Raw genomic sequence first — 21,252 nt, 5'->3', positions numbered from 1 at the left:
CATGATGCTACGGAGGAAACGAGACAGGCGAGGGAACCTGCCATCAGCCTAGCAGTTGGCTGGAGAGGAGGGCGGCCTCCCCGGAGGCGGGGAGGCCGGCGCGGGTTCAGTCCTTGTCGCTGTTGTTGCTGCTGTCGAGCACTTCGTCCACCGGCGGGACGTGGGTGCAGCTTTCCATGTGCACCGGATGCTCGAGCTGCTTGTTGAAGCGTTCCAGCGAGGTTTCCCGGGGCTTGGCGTCGCTGGCGAAGACCGGCGGGCTGAGGATGTAGGCGGTGAGCAGCCGGCTCAGCGCGGCGAGACTGTCGATGTGCGTGCGCTCGTAGCCGTGGGTGGCGTCGCAGCCGAACGCCAGCAGCGCGGCGCGGGTGTCGTGGCCGGCGGCGATCGCCGACTGCGCGTCGCTGTGGTAGTAGCGGAACAGGTCGCGGCGCAGGGCGATGTCGTGGCGCTCGCCGAGCCGCAGCAGGTGCCGCGACAGATGGAAGTCGTAGGGCCCGCCGGAGTCCTGCATGGCCACGCTGACGCTGTGCTCGTTGGAATTCTGGCCTTCGGCCACCGGGGCGATGTCGATGCCGACGAACTCGCTGACGTCCCAGGGCAGGGCGCCGGCGGCGCCGGAGCCGACTTCCTCGGTGATGGTGAACAGCGGGTGGCAGTCGATCGGCGGCTCCTGGCCGCTTTCCTTGACCGCCTTCAGCGCCGCCAGCAGCGCCGCGACCCCGGCCTTGTCGTCCAGGTGGCGGGCGCTGATATGGCCGCTCTCGGTGAACTCCGGCAGCGGATCGAAGGCCACGTAGTCACCCACCGAGATGCCCAGGCTCTCGCTGTCGGCGCGACTGGCGGTATAGGCGTCGAGACGCAGCTCGATGTTGTCCCAACTGATCTTCAGGTTGTCCACCTCGGTATTGAAGGCGTGGCCCGAGGCCAGCAGCGGCAGCACGCTGCCACGGAACACGCCCTGTTCGGTGAACACCGTGACCCGGCTACCCTCGGCGAAGCGGCTCGACCAGCAGCCTACCGGGGCCAGGCCGAGGCGGCCGTTGGGCTTGATCTCGCGGACCAGCGCGCCGATCGTGTCGAGGTGCGCGGAAACCGCCCGGTCGGGGGTATTCAGGCGGCCCTGGAGGGTCGCCCGGATGGTTCCCCGGCGAGTCATCTCGAAGGGCACGCCAAGTTCGTCGAGCTGCTCGGCGACATAGCGCACGATGGTATCGGTGAAGCCGGTGGGGCTGGGGATGGCGAGCATCTCCAGCAGCACCCGTTGCAGGTAGTTGAGGTCCGGTTGTGGCAGAGGGGTCATGAAGGCACCTCGCGGCTGAGGGGGAAGAGAAGATCGACGAAGCGTTCGGCGGTCGGCTGCGGCTCGTGGTTGGCCAGGCCGGCGCGCTCGTTGGCTTCGATGATCACGTAGTCGGGCTGGTCGGCAGCCTCGACCAGGAAGTCCAGGCCCACCACCGGTATTTCCAGGGCCCGCGCGGCCTGGATCGCGGCCTCGCGGAGGGCCGGATGGAGGGCGTCGGTGACGTCCTCGAGGATGCCGCCGGTGTGCAGGTTGGCGGTGCGCCGCACGGCCAGGTGTTCGCCGCTGGGCAACACGTCGTCGTAGCCATAGCCGGCGGCCCGCAGGGTGCGCTCGGTCTCGTGGTCGAGCGGGATGCGGCTTTCCCCGCCGGTGGCGGCCTGGCGCCGGCGGCTCTGCGCCTCGATCAGCTCGCGGATGCTGTGCCGGCCGTCGCCGATCACCGCGGCGGGACGACGGATGGCGGCGGCCACCACCTCGTAGCCAATCACCAGCACGCGCAGGTCGTGGCCGGCGTGGTAGCTCTCCAGCAGCACGCGCGAATCGAAATGGCGGGCGGCCTCGATGGCCTCCTCGACCTCGTCCGCGGTGCGCAGGTCCACCGCCACGCCCTGGCCCTGCTCGCCGTCCACCGGCTTGACCACCAGCGAACCGTGCTCGGCGAGGAACGCGGCGTTTTCCTCCGCGCTGCCGGCCAGGCGCTGCTGTGGCTGGCGCAGGCCGGCGTGCTGCAGGGCGCGGTGGGTGAGGACCTTGTCCTGGCAGAGGGTCATGCTTACCGCCGTGGTCAGGTCGGAGAGCGATTCACGGCAGCGGATCTGCCGGCCGCCCTGGGTCAGGGTGAACAGGCCGCCCTCGGCGTCGTCGACGCGCACCTCGATGCCGCGCCGGTGGGCTTCGTCGACGATGATCCGGGCGTAGGGGTTGAGGTCTTCCTCCGGGCCGGGGCCGAGGAACAGCGACTGGTTGATGCCGTTCTTGCGCTTGATGGTGAAGGTCGCCAGTTCGCGGAAGCCGAGCTTGCGGTAGAGCGCCTTGGCCTGCTGGTTGTTGTGCAGCACCGAGAGGTCGAGGTAAGCCAGTTCGCGGCTCATGAAGTGCTCGACCAGGTGCCGTACCAGCGCCTCGCCGACGCCCGGCCGGCTGCATTGCGGGTCCACCGCCAGGCACCAGAGGCTGGAGCCCCCCTCCGGATCCTGGAACGCCTTGGCGTGGTTGAGGCCCATCACCGTGCCTACCGCGACGCCAGTGTCGGCGTCCTCGGCCAGCCAGTAGATCGGCCCGCCCTGGTGGCGCGGGCTGAGGCGCTCGGTCTGCACCGGAAGCATGCCGCGCGCCAGGTACAGGCGGTTGATCGCCGCCCAGTCCTCCTCGGTATGCACCCGGCGGATGCGGAAACCGCGTGGCGGACGACGCGCCGGGCGGTAGTCGGTGAACCACAGGCGCAGGGTATCCGAGGGATCGAGGAAGAGCTGCTGCGGGGCGTGGGCCAGGACCTGCTGCGGCGCCGCCACGTAGAGCGCGATGTCGCGTTCGCCGGGGGCTTCCTGCAACAGGTCGCGGGCCAGTTCCTCGGCGTCCGGGTAGGTCTGCCCGATCAGCAGGCGGCCCCAGCCGCAGTGGATGCTCAGCGGTTTCTCGGTGGGCTCGCTGTGATCTTCGGCGAGACGCGCCTGCAGGCGTTCGTAGGTGGGCGCCTGGATACGTTGCAGGCGCTGGTTGTGCGGGTGAGGCAGATGCAAGTGGCCTTTCATGATCGCTCCTGGTTCGGGCCCCTGCGTTGGGGGCCCATTTTCAAAGTCCCTGTTCGCTGAGCCAGAGGTTGAGGGCGGCCAGCTGCCACAGCTTGGAGCCGCGCAGCGGTGTGAGGTCACCGTCCGGATCGCTCAGCAGGCGATCGAATATCGCCGGCTGGAACAGGCCGCGGTCCTGGCTCGGGTCGAGCAGCAGTTCGCGTACCCATTCGCGGGTGCGGCCCTGCAGGTGCTTGAGGCCGGGCACCGGGAAGTAGCCCTTGGGCCGGTCGATGACTTCGCTGGGAATCACCTTGCGCGCGGCGCCCTTGAGCACCTGCTTGCCGCCGTCGCCGAGCTTGAAGCGGGCGGGAATGCGCGCCGACAGCTCGGCCAGGCGGTAGTCGAGGAACGGCACGCGGGCTTCCAGGCCCCAGGCCATGGTCATGTTGTCGACCCGCTTGACCGGGTCGTCGACCAGCATGATCGTGCTGTCCAGGCGCAGCGCCTTGTCCACCGCGGCCTCGGCGCCGGGGCTGGCGAAGTGGTCGCGGACGAAACGCCCGGCGACGTCCTCGACGCGGAAGCGCTCGCCGACGGTGGCCAGGTATTCCTCGTGGTCGCGGTCGAAGAACGCCGCGCGGTACGCGGCGAAGGCGTCGTCGGCGCCATCCACCTTCGGATACCAGTGGTAGCCGGCGAACAGCTCGTCGGCGCCCTGGCCGCTCTGCACCACCTTGCAGTGCTTCGAGACTTCCCGCGCGAGCAGGTAGAAGGCGATGCAGTCGTGGCTGACCATCGGCTCGCTCATGGCGCGGAAGGCCGCCGGCAACTGCTCGATCACTTCGTGCTCGCCGATGCGCAGGCGATGGTGGCGGGTGTGATAGCGCTCGGCGATCAGGTCGGAATACTGGAACTCGTCGCCGCGCTCGCCGCCGGCATCCTCGAAGCCGATGGAGAAGGTCAGCAGGTTGTCCACCCCGGCCTCGTGCAGCAGGCCCACCAGCAGGCTCGAATCGACCCCGCCGGAGAGCAGCACGCCGACCTCGCGGGCGGCGCGCTGGCGGATCGCCACCGCTTCGCGGAGGCCGTCGAGGACGCGCTCCTGCCAGTCGTCGAGCTTCAGCTCGCGCTCGTCCGGGCGCGGGCCGTAGTCCAGCGTCCACCAAGTGCGCTGCTCGCAGCTGCCGTCGAGGTCGACGCTCATCCAGGTCGCCGGCGGCAGCTTCTTCACGCCCTCCAGCAAGGTGTGCGGGGCGGGAACCACGGCGTGGAAGTTGAGGTAGAAATTCAGCGCCTGCGGATCGAGGTCGCTGGCGATGTCGCCGCCCTTGAGCAGGGCCGGCAGGCTCGAGGCGAAGCGCAGGCGCGAGCGGTCGAGGCTGTAGTAGAGCGGCTTGATGCCGAGGCGGTCACGGGCCAGGAACAGCCGCTGGCGATCGCGCTCCCAGACGGCGAAGGCGAACATCCCATTGAGCCGGGGCAATAAATCGGCGCCCCAGGCATGGTACCCCTTCAAGAGAACTTCGGTGTCGCCGCCGGAGAAGAACCGATAGCCAAGGCTTTCCAGTTCGCCACGCAGTTCGGGGTAGTTGTAGATGGCGCCATTGAACACCATGGCCAGGCCGAGATCGGGATCGATCATCGGTTGGCCGGAAGCTTCCGCCAGGTCCATGATCTTCAGCCGTCGATGTCCGAGGGCGATCGGGCCCTGGGCATGGAAACCCCAGGCGTCGGGGCCTCGAGGGGCCAGGTGGTGGGTGATGCGTTCGACCGCTGCGAGGTCGGCTGCCTGGTTGTCGAAACGAAACTCTCCTGATATGCCGCACATATTCCTTACCGGTTCTCCGTTGGGGAAGTGGGTTACGTACTCCTTCCGGGTACATGACTTACCTAACAGAGGACCGTTACAGTTGGAAGGAGTTCTATACGAATTTTCCGGGCCTATCAGGACCCTTAACGAAGAATTTATTATGGTTGAAAGTAATAAGACCGCTGCCGATACCTATTCGCTCGCTATTTTCCGCGCCATCCGCCGCCTCCAGCAGGCCGCTGAAATCCACTCCAAGCGTCTCAGCCGATACGGCGGCCTGACCCCGCTGCAATTGCTGATCCTGCATGTCCTGGCGGTGGAGGGAGAACTGACCGCGACGCAACTGGCCAAGCTGGTCAGCCTGTCCCAGGCATCGCTCTCCGGCGTGCTCGACCGCCTCGAAGGACGCGGCCTGCTCTATCGTCGGCGCGACGAACAGGACCGGCGCAAGTCCTGGCTGCACCTCGACCCGGCCGGCCACGAAGCCCTGGCGGAGGCGCCGCCGCTATTGCCGGAGTACGTGATCGAGCGCTTCGCCGCGTTGCCCGAGTGGGAGCGCCACGGCCTGCTGGCCGCGCTGCTGCGCGCGGCCGACCTGTTCGGCCTGCCGGAAGAGGACGTCGAAGAAGAGTGAGGGCGCCAGGTTCGCTACGAAAGACAGTCGCGTCGGCGGTCTTTACCTGGCGAACCTGCCGATGCCTTGCCGGTGCAGGCTGGTGGACAAGCGCGTTGTACGCCATGGCGTGACCTCCGCGTAGGGCGGATAACGCCGTCGGCGTTATCCGCCGACCCAGCGATATCCGCCCGACGACATGGCATGACCGTCGAGCAGGGCGCATAACGCCGCTTCCCCGGTGCCCCGGCCGCCGAGGAAAGCTACCCGCCGTAGAGCTTCTGCGCCGCCAGGGAGAAGCTCACCGCCACCAGCATCAGCGCGAACAGGCGTTGCAGGGTCGGGCCGCCGAGGCGCTGCGCCAGCAGGTTGCCGCCGAGCACGCCGACCGCGCCGCCGGCGGCGAGGCCGCCGAGCAGCGGCAGCGGCGGGTGGGCGCCGGTCAGGTAGATCAGGAAGCCGCCGCCGGAGACCAGCGCGATCACCGCCATCGAGGTGGCGGTGGCGGCCATCATCGACAGCGGGGTGAACCAGAGCAGCCCCGGCACCACCAGGAAACCGCCGCCCACGCCCATCAATCCCGACAGCAAGCCGACCGCCAGGCCGATGCCGAGCAGCGGCAGGCTCCGTGCCTGGTCGCTGGCCTCGCGTTTCATCCCGGCGCCGCGCCACATGCGCCAGGCCGACCAGAGCACCAGCAGGCAGAAGGCGACGATCAGCACGCCTTCCGGGACGAAGCGGCCGAGCCATTGGCCGACGGCGTTGCTCGGCAGGCCGGCCAGCGCCAGGACCAGCACCGGCCGCCAGGCCACCTGGCCCTGGCGCGCGCGCGGGATGGCGCCGATCAGCGCCGACAGGGCGACCGCGCCGAGGCTCACGCCGATGGCGTCGCGCAGCGGCAGGTGCAGGCTGAGCAGCAGGGGCAGGGCGACCAGCGAGCCGCCGGCGCCGGTGAGGCCGAGCAGCAGGCCGAGAACGGCGCCGATGCCCAGGGATTCGAAGAGCAGTACATCCATCGTCGATCAACTGTTTCCGCGGGTGAGCCAGCCGGTGGTCCGGTATGGCCTGCGCGTGCGGCAGGCTCGAAGGGTAGCGCAAATCGGTGCGCCCGGGGCTTCAGCCGCGCTGCCCACGCACCAGGTCGCGCAGCAGGAAGCGGTTCGGGTGGCAGGCCTCGGCCACCGCGCGCGGCAGCGGCAGCGGCTCGCCGCAGATCCACGCCGCCAGCAGTTCGCCGGACAGCGGCGCGCTGATCAGCCCGCGCGAGCCGTGGCCGCTGTTCAGGTACAGGCCTGGCAGCCAGGGGCAGGCCCGCTCCGGCACCTGGCGGGCGTCGCGGGCGAGCACCGCGTAGGCCTCGTCGAAGGCCGCGCGCTCGGCCAACGGGCCTACCAGGGGCAGGTAGTCGGGGCTGGTGCAGCGGAACGCCGCGCGGCCTTCCAGGCGCTCCAGCGGCAGGTCGTCGGCGCCCAGGCGCTGCAACAGGTCGGGGGATATCTCCCGCAGCAGTTCGAGGTTGCCCTGGTGTTCGGCGAGGGTCGGCGCCAGGTCTTCGCTCTTGAAGTCGAAGCTGGCGCCGAGGGTGTGTTCGTCGCCACGCGGCGGTGCGACGTAGCCCTCGGCGCAGACCACGGTGCGCAGCGCCCGGCTTTGCGGGGTGGCCGGCAGGCGGGTGACCTGCCCGCGAATGCGCTTCAGCGGCAGCTCGGCGGCGGGCGGGAAGTCGCGGATGTCGGCGGCGGTGGCGAGGATCGCGAGTGGCGCGCGGGCCAGGCATTCGTCGCCGGCGTAGGCGCACCAGTCGTCGCCCTCGCGGCGCAAGCGTACAGCCCGGCCGCTCAGCAGGGTGATCCCGGGGGTGGCGGCCAGGGCCTGGCACAGCGCGGGCGGATGGACCCAGCCGGCTTCGGGATAGAACAGGCCGCCGGCGGGCAGGGCGACGCCGGCGAGGCGCTCGGCCTGCTCGCGGTCCAGGCCGTGCAGCAGGTCGGCGGGGAAGGCTGCGGCCAGTTGCGCCTGGCGTTGCGCTTCCTTGGCGTCGAAGGCCAGTTGCAGTACGCCGCAGGCGTCCCAGTCGTGGCCGCGCCGCAGGCGTTCGAGCAGCCGGCGGGTATGGCCGAAGCCGCTGAGCACCAGGCGCGACAGCGGCGTGCCGTGGGCCGAGAGTTTCAGGTAGAGCACGCCTTGGGGGTTGCCCGAGGCTTCCCGGGCGAGGCCGGGATGGCGTTCGATCAGGGTCACCTGCCAGCCGCGCGCGGCGAGGCTGGCGGCGCTGGCGCAGCCGGCCAGGCCGCCGCCGACCACCAGTGCCGCGCGGCGCCCGGCGTGGGGCGCGGGGCGTGCGTACCAGGGCTTGCCGGCGTTCGCCGGCGGCCCCTGGTAGGTGCCGCTGAGCATCTCGCGCTTCTGTCCGTAGCCCGGTACCCGTTGCATGGCGAAACCGGCCTCGATCAGCCCTCGGCGAACGAAACCGGCGCTGGTGAAAGTGCCCAGGGTCGCCTGCGGCGCCGACAGTCGCGCCAGTTCGGCGAACAGTACGGGCGACCACATGTCCGGGTTCTTCGCCGGGGCGAAGCCATCGAGGAACCAGGCGTCGACCCGCGCGTCGAGCTGCGGCAGGCACTCCAGGGCATCGCCCAGCAGCAGGGTCAGGCCGACCCTTCCGCCCGCGAACGCCAGGCGCTGGAAGCCCGGGTGCACGGCAAGGTACTGGCCCAGCAAGGCCTCGCTCCAGGGCGCCAGTTCCGGCCATAGCGCCAGGGCGCGGCGCAGGTCGGCGGCGGCGAGGGGGAATTTCTCCACGCTGACGAACTCCAGGCGCGCGCCGGCCGGCGCGACCCGCTCGAACAGCTGCCAGGCGCAGAGGAAGTTCAGTCCGGTGCCGAAGCCGGTCTCACCGATACACAGCACCTCGCCGTCGCCCAGCGCGGCGAAGCGCTCGGCCAGGCGGTTGGTGGCGAGGAACACATGGCGCGTCTCGTTGAGCCCGGAATGCCGGGAAAAATATACGTCGCCGAAGGCGCGGGATAGCGGCTGGCCGTTTTCGTCCCAGTCGAGCTGGGCATGCTGGAAGTCGGACATGGCAGAACCTGAAAAAGCGGATGGCGCATTTTACGGGGCTTTGCCGGCCAGCGGCGAGGCGCTGCGCGAACATGCCGCGGCGCCGCGCAGACAGCCGCACGCCGATCCGCTACCTTGAAGGACTCAGGTTAAGGGAGACCTCCATGTTCGAATCCGCGGAAGTTGGCCACAGCATCGACAAGGACACCTACGAGAAGGCCGTCATCGAGTTGCGCGAAGCGCTGCTCGAGGCGCAGTTCGAGCTCAAGCAGCAGGCGCGCTTCCCGGTGATCATCCTGATCAACGGCATCGAGGGCGCCGGCAAGGGCGAGACGGTCAAGCTCCTCAACGAGTGGATGGACCCGCGCCTGATCGAGGTGCAGAGCTTCCTCCGTCCCTCCGACGAGGAACTGGAGCGGCCGCCGCAGTGGCGCTTCTGGCGGCGCCTGCCGCCCAAGGGGCGGACCGGTATCTTCTTCGGCAACTGGTACAGCCAGATGCTCTACGCGCGGGTCGAGGGGCATATCAAGGAGGCCAAGCTGGACCAGGCCATCGATGCCGCCGAACGCTTCGAGCGCATGCTCTGCGACGAAGGCGCGCTGCTCTTCAAGTTCTGGTTCCATCTCTCCAAGAAACAGTTGAAGGAGCGTCTCAAGGCGCTGGAGAAGGATCCGCAGCACAGCTGGAAGCTCAGTCCGCTGGACTGGAAGCAGAGCGAGGTCTACGACCGCTTCGTGCATTACGGCGAGCGCGTGCTGCGCCGCACCAGCCGGGACTACGCGCCCTGGTACGTGGTGGAAGGCGCGGACGAGCGCTACCGCGCCCTGACCGTCGGCCGCATCCTCCTCGAAGGGTTGCAGGCCGCGCTGGCCACCAAGGAGCGCGCCAAGCGCCAGCCGCACGCCGCACCGCTGGTGTCGAGCCTGGACAACCGTGGCCTGCTGGACTCCCTGGACCTGGGCCAGTACCTGGACAAGGACGCCTACAAGGAGCAGCTCGCCGCCGAGCAGGCGCGCCTGGCCGGGCTGATCCGCGACAAGCGCTTCCGCCAGCATTCGCTGGTCGCGGTGTTCGAGGGCAACGACGCGGCCGGCAAGGGCGGCGCCATCCGCCGTGTCACCGACGCGCTGGACCCGCGCCAGTACCATATCGTGCCGATCGCCGCGCCGACCGAAGAGGAGCGCGCGCAGCCCTATCTCTGGCGCTTCTGGCGGCACATCCCGGCGCGCCGCCAGTTCACCATCTTCGACCGTTCCTGGTACGGCCGCGTGCTGGTGGAACGCATCGAGGGCTTCTGCGCTCCGGCCGACTGGCTGCGCGCCTATGGCGAGATCAACGACTTCGAGGAGCAGCTCAGCGAGTACGGGATCATCGTGGTGAAGTTCTGGCTGGCGATCGACAAGCAGACCCAGATGGAGCGCTTCAAGGAGCGCGAGAAAACCCCCTACAAGCGCTACAAGATCACCGAGGAAGACTGGCGCAACCGCGACAAGTGGGACCAGTACGTGGACGCGGTGGGCGACATGGTCGACCGTACCAGCACCGAGATCGCGCCCTGGACCCTGGTCGAAGCCAACGACAAGCGCTTCGCCCGGGTCAAGGTGCTGCGCACCATCAACGACGCCATCGAGGCGGCGTACAAGAAGGACAAGTGAGGCCTGCCGGAATGCGGCGCCGTCCTCTCCAGGGGATGGCGACGCATACGCCGGATGAATGATCGGTGCCTCGCGCGATTGCCTCGCCTTATCCTCGCTCGATCCGGCCGCTGCCCCGGCGGCCGCCCGACAATAACAGCGAGGGTTCCCCCATGCGTGAAGTGGTGATCGTCGACAGCGTCCGGACCGGCCTGGCCAAGTCCTTCCGCGGCAAGTTCAACCTGACCCGGCCGGACGACATGGCCGCCCACTGTGTCGACGCGCTGCTGGCGCGCAACGACCTCGACCCGCTGCTGGTGGATGACTGCATCGTCGGCGCCGGCTCCAACGAAGGCGCCCAGGGCCACAACATCGGGCGCAACGTGGCGGTGCTCTCCGGCCTCGGCATCCAGGTGCCGGGGATGACCCTCAACCGCTACTGTTCCTCCGGCCTGCAGGCGATCGCCATCGCCGCCAACCAGATCGCTTCCGGTTGCAGCGAGGTGATCGTCGCCGGCGGCGTCGAGTCGATCACCCTGACCCTGAAGAGCGTCAACACCGACCACCTGGTGAACCCGCTGCTGCAAAGGGAGGTGCCGGGCATCTACTACCCCATGGGGCAGACCGCCGAGATCGTCGCCCGTCGCTACGGCATCACCCGCGAGGCCCAGGATGCCTACGCCCTGCAGAGCCAGCAGCGGATGGCGCGAGCCCAGGCGGACGGGCTGTTCGCCGACGAGATCGTGCCGATGACCACCCGCTACGCGGTGGAGGACAAGGCCAGCGGCGAGAAGCAGGTGCTCGACGGAGTGGTCGACCGCGACGACTGCAACCGCCCGGACACCACCCTCGAAGGCCTGGCCTCGCTGAAGCCGGCGTTCGCCGAGGACGGTTCGGTCACCGCCGGCAACGCCTCGCAACTCTCCGACGGCGCCTCGATGACCCTGCTGATGAGCCTGGAGAAAGCGCTGGCGCTGGGCCTGGAGCCGAAGGCCTTTTTCCGTGGCTTCACCGTGGCCGGCTGCGAGCCGGACGAAATGGGCATCGGTCCGGTGTTCTCGGTGCCGAAGCTGCTCAAGGCGAAGGGGCTGAAGATCGGCGACATCGATCTCTGGGAACTCAACGAAGCCTTCGCCTCGCAGTGCCTGTACTGCCGCGACCGGCTGGAGATCGACAACGAGAAGTACAACGTCAACGGCGGCTCCATCGCCATCGGCCACCCGTTCGGCATGACCGGCTCGCGCCAGGTCGGTCATCTGGTCCGCGAACTGCGCCGGCGCAACCTGCGCTACGGCGTGGTGACCATGTGCGTCGGCGGCGGCATGGGCGCCAGCGGGCTGTTCGAAGCCGTACGCTGAGCCCGTGCGCGACGGCGGGCCCCGCAGGCCGGGGTTCGCCTCATGGGTTTTATTTACATGACGCTCCGTGCCATCCCCGGCGACTCGCGCTAGGCTAGGCGCCTTTTTCCTTGCATAGGGATGTAGCGATGTCCACCGAGCCCAACTCGCCGTTCGTCGACGACCCGCTGAGCGCCGTCGATGCACGGATTCTCGGCAGCCTCGTCGAGAAGCAGGCGACCACTCCGGAAACCTATCCGCTGACCCTCAATGCCCTGGTCCTGGCCTGCAACCAGAAGACCAGCCGCGATCCGGTGATGAACCTCACGCCCGGCCAGGTCGGCCAGAGCCTGCGCCAGCTCGAGGGGCGCGGCCTGGTCAGGCTGGTGATGGGCAGCCGCGCCGACCGCTGGGAGCACACCCTGGGCAAGGGCCTGGAATTGGTGGCGCCACAGGTGGCGCTGCTCGGCCTGCTGTTCCTGCGTGGTCCGCAGACCCTCAACGAACTGCTCACCCGCAGCAACCGCCTGCACGATTTCGACGACGTCGAGCAGATCCGCCACCACCTGGAACGCCTCGCCGGCCGTGGCCTGGCCGTGCACCTGGAGCGTCGCGCCGGGCAGCGCGAGGAGCGCTACATGCACCTGCTCGGCAGCCAGGCCGACCTCGAGGCCGCCGTGGAGGCGATGGGCAGCGACCCAGAACGCGCCGCGCCGGCCGCTCTGTCGGCCGATGCGGAAGCGCGGATCGCCGAGCTGGAGACGCGCCTGGCGGCGCTGGAGGAGCGCCTGGCCAGGCTCGAAGGAGGGGCGTGATATCGCGGGTGGGCGCAATCGGTGACATGCAGGTTCCGGCGGATAACCGCGAGCGGTTATCCGCCCTACGGCCCGCAGTGACTTTGTGGGCGGCGCTGCCTGTCGGGTAGGGCGAATAACGCCAGCGGCGTTATCCGCCGATGCGCCGCCCCGCAAGGCGAACGCCAACCCAAAAAAGCCCGGCTATTGCCGGGCTTTTTCATGCGCGCGCGTCGGTGGCCGATCAGGCCTCCGGCTGTACCGGCACGTGGATCAGTTGCAGGCGCTCGCTGCTCCAGGCACGGGTGCTGTTGGTCAGCTCGATGTCGTTGTTCAGCTTGCGCCCGTAAGACGGCACGATTTCCTTCAGGCGTGCCTGCCACTCGGGGGTGGCGACCTTGTCCTTGAAGGCCTTCTCCAGCACCGACAGCATGATCGGTGCGGCGGTCGAGGCGCCCGGCGAGGCGCCGAGCAGGGCGGCGACGGAGCCGTCGGCGGCGGTCACCACTTCGGTGCCGAATTGCAGTACGCCGCCTTTCTCGGCGTCCTTCTTGATGATCTGCACGCGCTGGCCGGCCTGCACCAGCTTCCAGTCCTCGTCGCGGGCTTCCGGGAAGTACTCGCGCAGCGAGGCCATGCGGTCGTCCTGGCTGAGCATCAGCTGGCCGATCAGGTACTGGCTGAGATCGAAGTTGTCGATGCCGGCGTTGAACATCGGGCCGATGTTGCTGCTGGTCACCGAGCCCGGCAGGTCCCACAGCGAGCCGTTCTTCAGGAACTTGGTGGAGAAGGTGGCGAACGGACCGAACAGCAGAACCGGCTTGCCGTCGATCATGCGGGTGTCGAGGTGCGGCACCGACATCGGCGGCGAGCCCACCGAAGCCTTGCCGTAGACCTTGGCCAGATGGCGCTTGACCACGTCCGGGTTGGTGGTGGCGAGGAACGAACCGCCCACCGGGAAGCCGGCATAGCCTTCGGCCTCGGGGATACCGGACATCTGCAGCAGCTTCAGCGCGCCGCCACCGGCGCCGATGAAGACGAACCTGGCCTTGACGCTGGTTTCCTTGTCGCCGTTGGCCAGGTCGGCCATGGTCACGGTCCAGGTGTTGTCGTCGTTGCGCTTGAGGTCGCGGACCTCATGTTGCAGGCGCAGCTTGAAGGTGTCCTTGGCCGACAGCGAGCCCACCAGCTGGCGGGTGATCTCGCCGAAGTTGACGTCGGTGCCGATCGACATGCGCGTGGCGGCGATCTTCTGCCCCGGCTCGCGGCCTTCCATCACCAGCGGCACCCACTGCTTGATCTGCTCGGGGTCTTCCGAGTACTCCATGCCGCGGAACAGCGAGCTGTGCTGCAGGGCGGCGTGGCGCTTCTTGAGGAAGGCGACGTTGTCGTCGCCCCAGACGAAGCTCATGTGCGGGACGTTGTTGATGAACGACTTCGGATCGTTCAGCACCTTGCGGTCGACCTGGTAGGCCCAGAACTGCTTGGAGATCTCGAAGTTCTCGTTGATCGCCACCGCCTTGCTGATATCCATCGAGCCGTCCGCGGCCTCGCTGGTGTAGTTCAGTTCGCAGAACGCCGAGTGACCGGTGCCCGCGTTGTTCCAGCCGTTGGAGCTTTCCTCGGCGACCTTGTCCAGGCGCTCGACCATCTCGATGGTCCAGCCCGGTTCCAGTTCGTTCAGATAGGTACCCAGGGTGGCGCTCATGATGCCGCCACCGATCAGGAGCACGTCGACCGGTTTTTCCGATTCGACGCTGTTTTTGGAGCAACCCAGCACGCTGACGCACAAAAGCATCAATAAGATTTTTTTCATGGATTTACCGCTAGAAAACGTGGAGAAGCGTGGATACGCACGACGTGGCAGGTATTCACCGGGTGAATGATACTGGAACTCACCCCCGATGTGAGTGCGTTCACATGCGGTGACATTTGCCTCGGCGTTCCGCCGAGAATACCTGCCTTCCCTTTCTTGAACGTTTCAGCCGCCGGGAAATAAATTCCGCGCCTGTATCGTTTCAGTGGGAACCCGGCGCCTGGATTTCCGCCGATTGGCGCATCCTGCGGATATACGCGTCGATTTCCCGCTCCGCGTCGAAACGGGTGAAGTAGGGACCTTCCAGGGTCCCTTCGCGGGTGGAGAAGAAGTACTGGCCATTCACCGAACTTATGCGATCGCTGCGGAAGCGGGTGGCCGGGACGGGATCGGTGGAACGTTTCCCCAACATGGCGGCGACTCCTGGATGGCGGGCCAAGGTGATTTCAGTGTAGGCGGGGGGTGGTCGGGCGGCAGGCCGGCGGACGAAAGGGGACGGATTTCCAGGCGAAGGGTTGGGTATTCTATTTTTGGTTATAAGAAAATCTTAATTTATTCTTTTTAACGTCGAACGGCCTTGGGCATAGTGGGTTCCAACACGAACAAGGAGTGACCCCATGAGCCTCAGACTCGGCGACATCGCCCCCGATTTCGAACAGGATTCCAGCGAAGGGCGCATCCGCCTCCACGAATGGCTGGGCGACAGCTGGGGCGTGCTGTTCTCCCACCCGGCCGACTTCACCCCGGTGTGCACCACCGAGCTGGGCTTCACCGCCAAGCTCAAGGACCAGTTCGCCCAGCGCGGGGTCAAGGTCCTGGCGCTGTCGGTGGACCCGGTGGACTCGCACCTGAAGTGGATCGACGATATCAACGAGACCCAGGACACCCGGGTCAACTTCCCGATCATCGCCGACGCCGATCGCAAGGTCTCCGAACTCTACGACCTGATCCACCCGAACGCCAACGACACGCTGACCGTGCGTTCGCTGTTCATCATCGACCCGAACAAGAAGGTGCGCCTGATCATCACCTACCCGGCGAGCACCGGGCGCAACTTCAACGAGATCCTCCGGGTGATCGATTCGCTGCAACTGACCGACGAGCACAAGGTCGCCACGCCGGCCAACTGGGAGGACGGCGACGAGGTGGTGATCGTGCCTTCGCTGAAGGACGAGGAAGAGATCAAGCGGCGTTTCCCCAAAGGCTACCGCGCGGTGAAGCCCTACCTGCGCCTGACGCCCCAGCCCAACCGCTGAGGCCGGATTCGTCCCGCCTGCATGGGCAGGCACGGCAGGCGGGACCTTTTATTCGACGGTGCGTGCCGTCATGCAACGCTGTTTAGCCACGAGCAGGGTTTTTGGCCGGTTTCGACCGGCCCTCTTTTTTATGTGCGCCAGCGCGTCGCCGCGACGCTTTTTATCCGCCATCCATTTCCGAAACCGGCTCTGACTTGCCCGCCAGACGGGGAGAAGGCTCGCTCATCCACCTCCTTCCAGGAGCAGACGCATGATCGCCGCTCTCCGTCGCTGCCGGGCCTGGCTGGCCCTGCTCGCCGTTCTTGCCGTGTTTCCCGCGGCCGAAGCCGCCGACGCCCCCGCTGAAATCCGTCTCGACTATGCCTACTACGCCCCCACCAGCCTGGCGCTCAGGAAGTTCGGCTGGCTGGAGAAAAGCCTGGACGGCAGCGGCACCCGGGTGCGCTGGGTGTTCAGCCAGGGCAGCAACCGTTCCCTGGAGTACCTCAACGCCGGCAGCGTCGATTTCGCCTCGACCGCCGGCCTCGCCGCGGTACTCGCGCGGGCCAACGGCAGCCCGGTACGTACCGTATACGTCGCCAGCCGCCCGGAGTGGACCGCGCTGCTGGTGCGCAAGGATTCGCCGATCCGCAGCCTCGCCGAACTCAAGGGGCGCAAGGTGGCTGCCACCAAGGGCACCGATCCCTACCTGTTCCTGCTCCGCAGCCTGCACAGCGTGGGCCTGGACAAGAACGACCTGCGTATCGTCCACCTGCAGCATCCCGACGGCCGGGTAGCCCTGGAGAAGGGCCAGGTCGACGCCTGGGCCGGGCTCGATCCGCACATGGCGGCCAGCGAGTTGCAGGCCGGCTCGCGGCTGCTCTACCGCAACCTCGGATTCAACAGCTACGGCGTGCTCAACGTCCGCGAGGATTTCGCCGAACGCCATCCGCAACTGATCCGCCAGGTGCTGGCGGCCTACGAGCAGGCGCGCCACTGGGTGATCGGGCACCCCGACGAGGCCGCGCAACTGCTTGCCGAGGAAGCCGGCCTGCCGCTGGAAGTGGCTCGCCTGCAACTGTCGCGCACCGATTTCAGCCAGCCGCTGCCGGGCGCCGAACAGGTCGCCGCGCTCAAGGCCGCGGCGCCGATCCTGGCGGACGAGCGCCTGGTGCGGCCGGGCGTGGACGTGCAGAAGGTGGTCGAAGAACTGATCGCGCCGCAGTGGGCCGCCGAGGTCATCGGCGGTGCCCCGTTGGCGCGCACGGAGCCCTGAGCCATGGTCAGCCAGAGCCTGCGACTGGCCCGGCGAGTCTCGCGCCGGGCGTGGCGACTGCGCGTGCCGGGCGCCTGGCGGGCCTGGGCCTTGCCGCTGCTGGCGCTATCGTCGTGGGAAGCGCTGGTGCGCCTGGGCTGGCTGCCGGCCTACCAGATGCCAGCGCCGAGCGGCATCCTGCTGACCCTGGTGGAACTGGCTCGCGGCGAGCTGTGGGGGCATGTCGGCGCGAGCCTGGCGCGGGTCGCCGCCGGTTTCGCGATCGGCAGCGGCCTGGCCCTGGCGGTCGGAACCTGGGTCGGCCTCAGTCGTCGCGCCGAAGCCTACCTCGAGCCGAGCTTCCAGGCCCTGCGGGCGATCCCCAGCCTGGCCTGGGTGCCCTTGCTGCTGCTCTGGTTCGGCATCGACGAGACGCCGAAGATCGTCCTCATCGCCCTCGGCGCCTTCTTCCCGGTCTACCTCGCGCTGGTCGCCGGGGTACGCGGGGTTGATCGCAAGTGGGTGGAACTGGGGCGGCTCTACCGTTTGTCGCGCTTCGCCCTGGTCCGCCGCATCCTCCTTCCGGCGGCGCTGCCGAACCTGTTCACCGGCCTGCGCGGGGCGCTCAGCCTGAGCTGGATGTTCCTCGTCGCGGCGGAGCTGATCGCCGCCACCCAGGGCCTCGGCTATCTGCTCAGCGACGGTCGGGAAACCTCGCGTCCGGACCTGGTGATCGCCGCGATCCTGGTCCTGGCGGCCCTCGGCAAGCTCAGCGATGGCCTGCTCCGCTCGCTGGAGCGCCGGGCCCTGCGCTGGCGCGACAGCTTCGACGGGGAGGGCGGCGCATGAGCGGCCTGCTCGACCTGCTGGAGATTCGCAAGGCCTATGGCGATACGCGGGTGCTGGAGGGCGTGGCGCTGTCGCTGGCGCCCGGCGAGGTGGTCAGCCTGCTCGGCCCCAGCGGTTGCGGCAAGAGCACCCTGCTGCGGATCGCCGCCGGACTGGATGACGACTTCCAGGGCACTGTCGAACGCAACCCGATCCTCGGCTTCGGCCCGGACGGCGAGAACGGCCGCAGCGGCGGCATCGGCGTGGTGTTCCAGGAGCCGCGCCTGTTGCCCTGGCTGACGGTGGCGCAGAACGTCGGTTTCGCCGACGGCTGGCTGGAGGACGAGCACTGGGTCGAGCGCCTGCTCGCCGATGTCGGACTGGCCGGCTGCGGAGGATTGCTGCCCAAGCAACTGTCCGGCGGCATGGCGCAGCGCGCGGCGATCGCTCGCGGTCTCTACGGACGGCCGCAGGTGCTGTTGCTCGACGAGCCGTTCAGCGCGGTCGACGCCTTCACCCGCATGCGCCTCCAGGACCTGCTGCAGGACGTGGTGCAGAACTACGAGATCAGCGTCCTGCTGGTCACCCACGATCTCGACGAGGCGTTCTATCTCGCCGACCGCGTGCTGCTGATGGGCGGCCGTCCCGGACACATCCGCCGCGAGTTCCACGTACCGCTGGCGCGTCCCCGCGATCGCCGGGCGGTGGAGCTGGCCTACTTGCGCGGCGAGGCCCTGACCGAAATGCAGCGGGCACACGTGCTCTGAGGCAAGACCCCGAATCGGGTTCTTATATGCTTTATGGAATAAATAAATGAATAAAAAACATTTATTGGAATATGAGGCCGCCTGTTAAGGTCTATGCAACTTGGTTAGCAAGCCAAACGAATATTCTGTTTTCCGGTTATAAGGAATCCCCCCATGCTCGTCGTTTCCATCGCCGGAAGTCCCAGCGTACGCTCCCGCTCCGGGGTGTTGCTGGAGCGTGCCAGGGACTGGCTGAGCCGTCGCGGCGTCGAGGTGGCCAGCCACCAGGTGCTGGATTTTCCCGCCGAGGACCTGCTGCGTGCCCGCCTCGACAGTCCGCCGGTACTGGCGCTGGCCGAGCAGATCGGCCGCGCCGACGGCCTGCTGGTCGCCACCCCGGTGTACAAGGCCTCGTTTTCCGGCGCGCTGAAGGTCCTGCTCGACCTGTTGCCCGAGCGCGCCCTGGAGCACAAGGTGGTGCTGCCGTTCGCCACCGGCGGCAGCAGCGCGCACATGCTGGCCGTGGACTACGCATTGAAGCCGGTACTGGCCGCGCTCAAGGCCCAGGAGGTGCTGCACGGCGTATTCGCCGTGGACAAGCAGATCGCCTACGCCACCGAGAGCGACCCGGCGCGCCTGGAGCCGGTCCTCGAGCAGCGCCTGGAAAACGCCCTGGAAACCTTCCACCTGGCCCTCTCGCGACGGCCGCAGCCGATCGACCCGCAGTTGCTCAACGAGCGCCTGGTGAACGCCCGCTGGAGCATCTGATCCGTCCGCCGCCAGCGCACGCGCGCCGCGGCCCGATTGCACAACGCACACACGACGACCTCACTGTTCCGTCAACGGCGCGGCAGGTTCGGCACCCACAACGACAAAGGAGAGCGCCATGCGCACCATCGCTTTGCGTCGTGGACTGGCGGCCCTGCTGGTGGCGGCCCTGTCCTACGGCGTCCAGGCCGACGAGAAGTCGGCCAACACCCTGCGGATCGGTTATCAGAAATACGGCACCCTGGTCCTGCTCAAGGCCCGCGGCACCCTGGAGAAACGTCTCGCCGAAGACGGCGTGAAGGTGCAATGGACCGAGTTTCCCGGCGGCCCGCAATTGCTCGAGGGACTCAATGTCGGCAGCATCGACTTCGGCGTGACCGGGGAAACCCCGCCGGTATTCGCCCAGGCCGCCGGCGCCGACCTGCTCTACGTGGCCTACGAACCGCCGGCGCCGACCAGCGAGGCGATCCTCCTGCCGAAGGACTCGCCGATTCGTTCGGTGGCCGAGCTGAAGGGCAGGAAAGTCGCCCTGAACAAGGGCTCCAACGTGCATTACCTGTTGGTCCGCGCCCTCGAGCAGGCCGGCCTGAAGTACAGCGACATCCAACCCGTCTACCTGCCGCCGGCCGACGCCCGCGCCGCCTTCGAGCGTCACAGCGTCGACGCCTGGGTGATCTGGGACCCCTACCAGGCCGCCGCCGAGAAGCAGTTGTCCGCGCGGGTCCTGGTGGATGGTCGCGAGCTGGTCGACAACCACCAGTTCTACCTCGCCACCCGGACTTACGCGCAACGGCATCCGCAGGTGCTCGACAAGCTGGTGGACGAGATCCGCGAGGTCGGTGACTGGTCGCGGGCCAACCCGCAGCAGGTGACCGAGCAGGTCGCGCCGCTGCTCGGGCTGCCCGCCGACATCACCCTTACCGCGGTGAAGCGCCAGGGTTACGGCGCGCAGTTGATCACCCCGGCGGTGGTCGAGGCGCAGCAGAAGATCGCCGACACCTTCACCCAGCTGAAGCTGATTCCCAAACCGCTGAGCATCAAGGACGTGATCTGGACGCCACCGGCCGGCAAGGTCGCCAGCGCACCCTGAGCCCGTACCGCCCACATACCGACACGATCATCGCGCGGCTACGCCACGCCGGCGCGCTCACCCTGGAGTCAATTGCGATGAGCCTCGAGATTTTCTGGTTCCTTCCCACCCACGGCGACGGCCACTACCTGGGCACCACCCAGGGCGCCCGTGCCGTCGACCACGGCTACCTGCAGCAGATCGCCCAGGCCGCCGACCGCCTGGGCTTCGGCGGCGTACTGATCCCCACCGGACGTTCCTGCGAGGACTCCTGGCTGGTCGCCGCCTCGCTGATCCCGGTAACCCAGCGCCTGAAGTTCCTCGTCGCGCTGCGTCCCGGGATCATTTCGCCGACCGTCGCCGCGCGCCAGGCGGCGACCCTGGACCGGCTGTCCAACGGCCGCGCGCTGTTCAACCTGGTCACCGGCGGCGATCCCGACGAACTGGCTGGCGACGGCCTGCACCTGAGCCACGCCGAACGCTACGAGGCGTCGGTCGAATTCACCCGCATCTGGCGTCGTGTGCTGGAGGGCGAGACCGTCGACTACGCCGGCAAGCACATCCAGGTGAAGGGCGCCAAACTGCTCTATCCGCCGTTGCAGCAGCCGCGTCCGCCGCTGTACTTCGGCGGCTCCTCGGAGGCCGCCCAGGACCTCGCCGCCGAGCAGGTCGAGCTGTACCTGACCTGGGGCGAGCCGCCGGCGGCGGTTGCCGAGAAGATCGCCCAGGTACGCGAGAAGGCCGCCCGCCAGGGCCGCCAGGTGCGCTTCGGGATCCGCCTGCACGTGATCGTCCGCGAGACCAGCGAGGAAGCCTGGCAGGCCGCCGATCGACTGATCGCGCACCTCGACGACGACACCATCGCCCGCGCCCAGGCCTCCCTGGCGCGCTTCGACTCGGTCGGCCAGCAACGCATGGCCGCGCTGCACGGCGGTTCGCGCGACAACCTGGAAGTCAGCCCCAATCTCTGGGCCGGCGTCGGCCTGGTGCGCGGCGGCGCCGGCACCGCGCTGGTCGGCGACGGGCCGACGGTGGCGGCGCGGGTCAGGGAGTACGCCGAGCTGGGCATCGATACCTTCATCTTCTCCGGCTATCCGCACCTGGAAGAGTCCTACCGGGTCGCCGAACTGCTGTTCCCGCACCTCGACGTGCAGCGCCCGGCGCAGCCCGAGGGACGCGGCTATGTCAGCCCGTTCGGCGAGATGGTGGCCAACGACATCCTGCCCCGGCAGGCCGCGCAGAGTTGAG

General features: G+C 68.0%; 19 protein-coding genes. 12 read left to right on the top strand and 7 right to left on the bottom strand.

Annotated elements, in window-relative coordinates; genetic code table 11:
• Window positions 1-106: 106 nt before the first annotated feature.
• The 3 genes from VQ065_RS23455 to VQ065_RS23445 are packed head-to-tail and all read right to left on the bottom strand — an operon-like array spanning window position 107 to window position 4,867.
• A complete protein-coding gene (locus VQ065_RS23455) occupies window positions 107-1,303 on the bottom strand; it encodes an osmoprotectant NAGGN system M42 family peptidase (RefSeq protein WP_003091951.1) in 1,197 nt (398 codons plus the stop codon).
• Complete coding sequence (gene ngg, locus VQ065_RS23450) at window positions 1,300-3,057, bottom strand: N-acetylglutaminylglutamine synthetase (RefSeq protein ID WP_003091949.1); 1,758 nt, start codon at window positions 3,055-3,057, stop codon at window positions 1,300-1,302. The genes VQ065_RS23455 and ngg overlap by 4 nt, the downstream gene beginning before the upstream one ends.
• A gap of 40 nt (window positions 3,058-3,097) precedes the next feature.
• Window positions 3,098-4,867, bottom strand: coding sequence for an N-acetylglutaminylglutamine amidotransferase (locus VQ065_RS23445; protein WP_003091946.1), 1,770 nt, complete (start codon window positions 4,865-4,867; stop codon window positions 3,098-3,100).
• 142 nt (window positions 4,868-5,009) lie between these two features.
• Here VQ065_RS23445 and VQ065_RS23440 point away from each other — a divergent pair, with 142 nt between their 5' ends.
• A complete protein-coding gene (locus tag VQ065_RS23440; RefSeq protein ID WP_003091943.1) occupies window positions 5,010-5,483 on the top strand; it encodes a MarR family winged helix-turn-helix transcriptional regulator in 474 nt (157 codons plus the stop codon).
• A 242-nt stretch (window positions 5,484-5,725) separates the two neighbouring features.
• On the opposite strand, the gene VQ065_RS23435 is transcribed toward VQ065_RS23440, so the two are convergent.
• Together VQ065_RS23435 and mnmC are read right to left on the bottom strand one after the other, a co-directional pair.
• Complete coding sequence (locus VQ065_RS23435) at window positions 5,726-6,478, bottom strand: sulfite exporter TauE/SafE family protein (protein ID WP_003117537.1); 753 nt, start codon at window positions 6,476-6,478, stop codon at window positions 5,726-5,728.
• A gap of 100 nt (window positions 6,479-6,578) precedes the next feature.
• Window positions 6,579-8,543, bottom strand: a complete 1,965-nt coding sequence (mnmC, locus tag VQ065_RS23430) for a bifunctional tRNA (5-methylaminomethyl-2-thiouridine)(34)-methyltransferase MnmD/FAD-dependent 5-carboxymethylaminomethyl-2-thiouridine(34) oxidoreductase MnmC (RefSeq protein WP_009877540.1) — start codon at window positions 8,541-8,543, stop codon at window positions 6,579-6,581.
• Here mnmC and VQ065_RS23425 point away from each other — a divergent pair.
• From VQ065_RS23425 to VQ065_RS23410, 4 genes are all read left to right on the top strand, one after another.
• Window positions 8,542-8,661, top strand: coding sequence for a hypothetical protein (locus VQ065_RS23425; protein WP_003091936.1), 120 nt, complete (start codon window positions 8,542-8,544; stop codon window positions 8,659-8,661). The two genes, mnmC and VQ065_RS23425, sit on opposite strands and share 2 nt — an antisense overlap.
• 25 nt (window positions 8,662-8,686) lie before the next feature.
• Complete coding sequence (pap, locus tag VQ065_RS23420; protein ID WP_003091935.1) at window positions 8,687-10,177, top strand: polyphosphate:AMP phosphotransferase; 1,491 nt, start codon at window positions 8,687-8,689, stop codon at window positions 10,175-10,177.
• 152 nt (window positions 10,178-10,329) lie between these two features.
• Window positions 10,330-11,514 (top strand): thiolase family protein, encoded by a 1,185-nt coding sequence (locus tag VQ065_RS23415; protein ID WP_003091933.1) that lies wholly within the window; start codon window positions 10,330-10,332, stop codon window positions 11,512-11,514.
• Between the two features lie 128 nt (window positions 11,515-11,642).
• Window positions 11,643-12,308 carry a YceH family protein gene (locus VQ065_RS23410; protein ID WP_003091932.1) on the top strand — a complete coding sequence of 222 codons (666 nt, stop codon included), beginning with the start codon at window positions 11,643-11,645 and terminating at the stop codon, window positions 12,306-12,308.
• A gap of 223 nt (window positions 12,309-12,531) precedes the next feature.
• On the opposite strand, the gene VQ065_RS23405 is transcribed toward VQ065_RS23410, so the two are convergent.
• Window positions 12,532-14,103: a malate:quinone oxidoreductase gene (locus VQ065_RS23405; RefSeq protein ID WP_003091930.1), complete on the bottom strand. Its 1,572-nt coding sequence runs from the start codon at window positions 14,101-14,103 to the stop codon at window positions 12,532-12,534.
• A 202-nt stretch (window positions 14,104-14,305) separates the two neighbouring features.
• Entirely contained in the window at window positions 14,306-14,515 is a 210-nt protein-coding gene (locus VQ065_RS23400; protein ID WP_003091929.1) for a DUF6316 family protein, read from the bottom strand.
• Window positions 14,516-14,720: 205 nt separating this feature from the next.
• Between VQ065_RS23400 and VQ065_RS23395 the strand changes: the two genes are divergently transcribed.
• The 7 genes from VQ065_RS23395 (at window position 14,721) to ssuD (ending at window position 21,251) form a co-directional block, all read left to right on the top strand.
• Window positions 14,721-15,359 carry a peroxiredoxin gene (locus tag VQ065_RS23395; protein WP_003091927.1) on the top strand — a complete coding sequence of 213 codons (639 nt, stop codon included), beginning with the start codon at window positions 14,721-14,723 and terminating at the stop codon, window positions 15,357-15,359.
• A gap of 250 nt (window positions 15,360-15,609) precedes the next feature.
• On the top strand, window positions 15,610-16,614 hold the full coding sequence (locus VQ065_RS23390) for an aliphatic sulfonate ABC transporter substrate-binding protein (RefSeq protein WP_003091926.1): 1,005 nt from the start codon (window positions 15,610-15,612) through the stop codon (window positions 16,612-16,614).
• Window positions 16,615-16,617: 3 nt separating this feature from the next.
• Entirely contained in the window at window positions 16,618-17,442 is an 825-nt protein-coding gene (locus VQ065_RS23385) for an ABC transporter permease (protein WP_003091924.1), read from the top strand.
• The gene (locus VQ065_RS23380; protein WP_003091922.1) at window positions 17,439-18,188 is read left to right on the top strand and encodes an ABC transporter ATP-binding protein; all 750 of its coding nucleotides are present in this window, start codon (window positions 17,439-17,441) and stop codon (window positions 18,186-18,188) included. Before VQ065_RS23385 ends, VQ065_RS23380 begins: the two co-directional genes overlap by 4 nt.
• 153 nt (window positions 18,189-18,341) lie before the next feature.
• A complete protein-coding gene (gene ssuE / locus VQ065_RS23375) occupies window positions 18,342-18,935 on the top strand; it encodes an NADPH-dependent FMN reductase (protein WP_003091915.1) in 594 nt (197 codons plus the stop codon).
• A gap of 118 nt (window positions 18,936-19,053) precedes the next feature.
• Entirely contained in the window at window positions 19,054-20,025 is a 972-nt protein-coding gene (locus VQ065_RS23370; RefSeq protein ID WP_003091913.1) for a sulfonate ABC transporter substrate-binding protein, read from the top strand.
• A gap of 77 nt (window positions 20,026-20,102) precedes the next feature.
• Window positions 20,103-21,251 carry an FMNH2-dependent alkanesulfonate monooxygenase gene (gene ssuD, locus VQ065_RS23365; RefSeq protein ID WP_003091910.1) on the top strand — a complete coding sequence of 383 codons (1,149 nt, stop codon included), beginning with the start codon at window positions 20,103-20,105 and terminating at the stop codon, window positions 21,249-21,251.
• Window position 21,252: the final 1 nt, after the last annotated feature.

The sequence above is a fragment of the Pseudomonas sp. KBN10P06128 genome (genome assembly GCF_037574945.1).
GTDB lineage: Bacteria > Pseudomonadota > Gammaproteobacteria > Pseudomonadales > Pseudomonadaceae > Pseudomonas > Pseudomonas aeruginosa.
This window is presented reverse-complemented; position numbering and strand designations above follow the sequence as displayed.

Excerpts from the sequence above, each read along its gene's own strand:
- VQ065_RS23455 (WP_003091951.1), bottom strand. The coding sequence starts at position 1,303 with ATGACCCCTCTGCCACAACCGGACCTCAACTACCTGCAACGGGTGCTG.
- ngg (WP_003091949.1), bottom strand. The coding sequence starts at position 3,057 with ATGAAAGGCCACTTGCATCTGCCTCACCCGCACAACCAGCGCCTGCAA.
- VQ065_RS23445 (WP_003091946.1), bottom strand. The coding sequence starts at position 4,867 with ATGTGCGGCATATCAGGAGAGTTTCGTTTCGACAACCAGGCAGCCGAC.
- VQ065_RS23440 (WP_003091943.1), top strand. The coding sequence starts at position 5,010 with ATGGTTGAAAGTAATAAGACCGCTGCCGATACCTATTCGCTCGCTATT.
- VQ065_RS23435 (WP_003117537.1), bottom strand. The coding sequence starts at position 6,478 with ATGGATGTACTGCTCTTCGAATCCCTGGGCATCGGCGCCGTTCTCGGC.
- VQ065_RS23425 (WP_003091936.1), top strand. The coding sequence starts at position 8,542 with ATGGCAGAACCTGAAAAAGCGGATGGCGCATTTTACGGGGCTTTGCCG.
- mnmC (WP_009877540.1), bottom strand. The coding sequence starts at position 8,543 with ATGTCCGACTTCCAGCATGCCCAGCTCGACTGGGACGAAAACGGCCAG.
- pap (WP_003091935.1), top strand. The coding sequence starts at position 8,687 with ATGTTCGAATCCGCGGAAGTTGGCCACAGCATCGACAAGGACACCTAC.
- VQ065_RS23415 (WP_003091933.1), top strand. The coding sequence starts at position 10,330 with ATGCGTGAAGTGGTGATCGTCGACAGCGTCCGGACCGGCCTGGCCAAG.
- VQ065_RS23410 (WP_003091932.1), top strand. The coding sequence starts at position 11,643 with ATGTCCACCGAGCCCAACTCGCCGTTCGTCGACGACCCGCTGAGCGCC.
- VQ065_RS23405 (WP_003091930.1), bottom strand. The coding sequence starts at position 14,103 with ATGAAAAAAATCTTATTGATGCTTTTGTGCGTCAGCGTGCTGGGTTGC.
- VQ065_RS23400 (WP_003091929.1), bottom strand. The coding sequence starts at position 14,515 with ATGTTGGGGAAACGTTCCACCGATCCCGTCCCGGCCACCCGCTTCCGC.
- VQ065_RS23395 (WP_003091927.1), top strand. The coding sequence starts at position 14,721 with ATGAGCCTCAGACTCGGCGACATCGCCCCCGATTTCGAACAGGATTCC.
- VQ065_RS23390 (WP_003091926.1), top strand. The coding sequence starts at position 15,610 with ATGATCGCCGCTCTCCGTCGCTGCCGGGCCTGGCTGGCCCTGCTCGCC.
- VQ065_RS23385 (WP_003091924.1), top strand. The coding sequence starts at position 16,618 with ATGGTCAGCCAGAGCCTGCGACTGGCCCGGCGAGTCTCGCGCCGGGCG.
- VQ065_RS23380 (WP_003091922.1), top strand. The coding sequence starts at position 17,439 with ATGAGCGGCCTGCTCGACCTGCTGGAGATTCGCAAGGCCTATGGCGAT.
- ssuE (WP_003091915.1), top strand. The coding sequence starts at position 18,342 with ATGCTCGTCGTTTCCATCGCCGGAAGTCCCAGCGTACGCTCCCGCTCC.
- VQ065_RS23370 (WP_003091913.1), top strand. The coding sequence starts at position 19,054 with ATGCGCACCATCGCTTTGCGTCGTGGACTGGCGGCCCTGCTGGTGGCG.
- ssuD (WP_003091910.1), top strand. The coding sequence starts at position 20,103 with ATGAGCCTCGAGATTTTCTGGTTCCTTCCCACCCACGGCGACGGCCAC.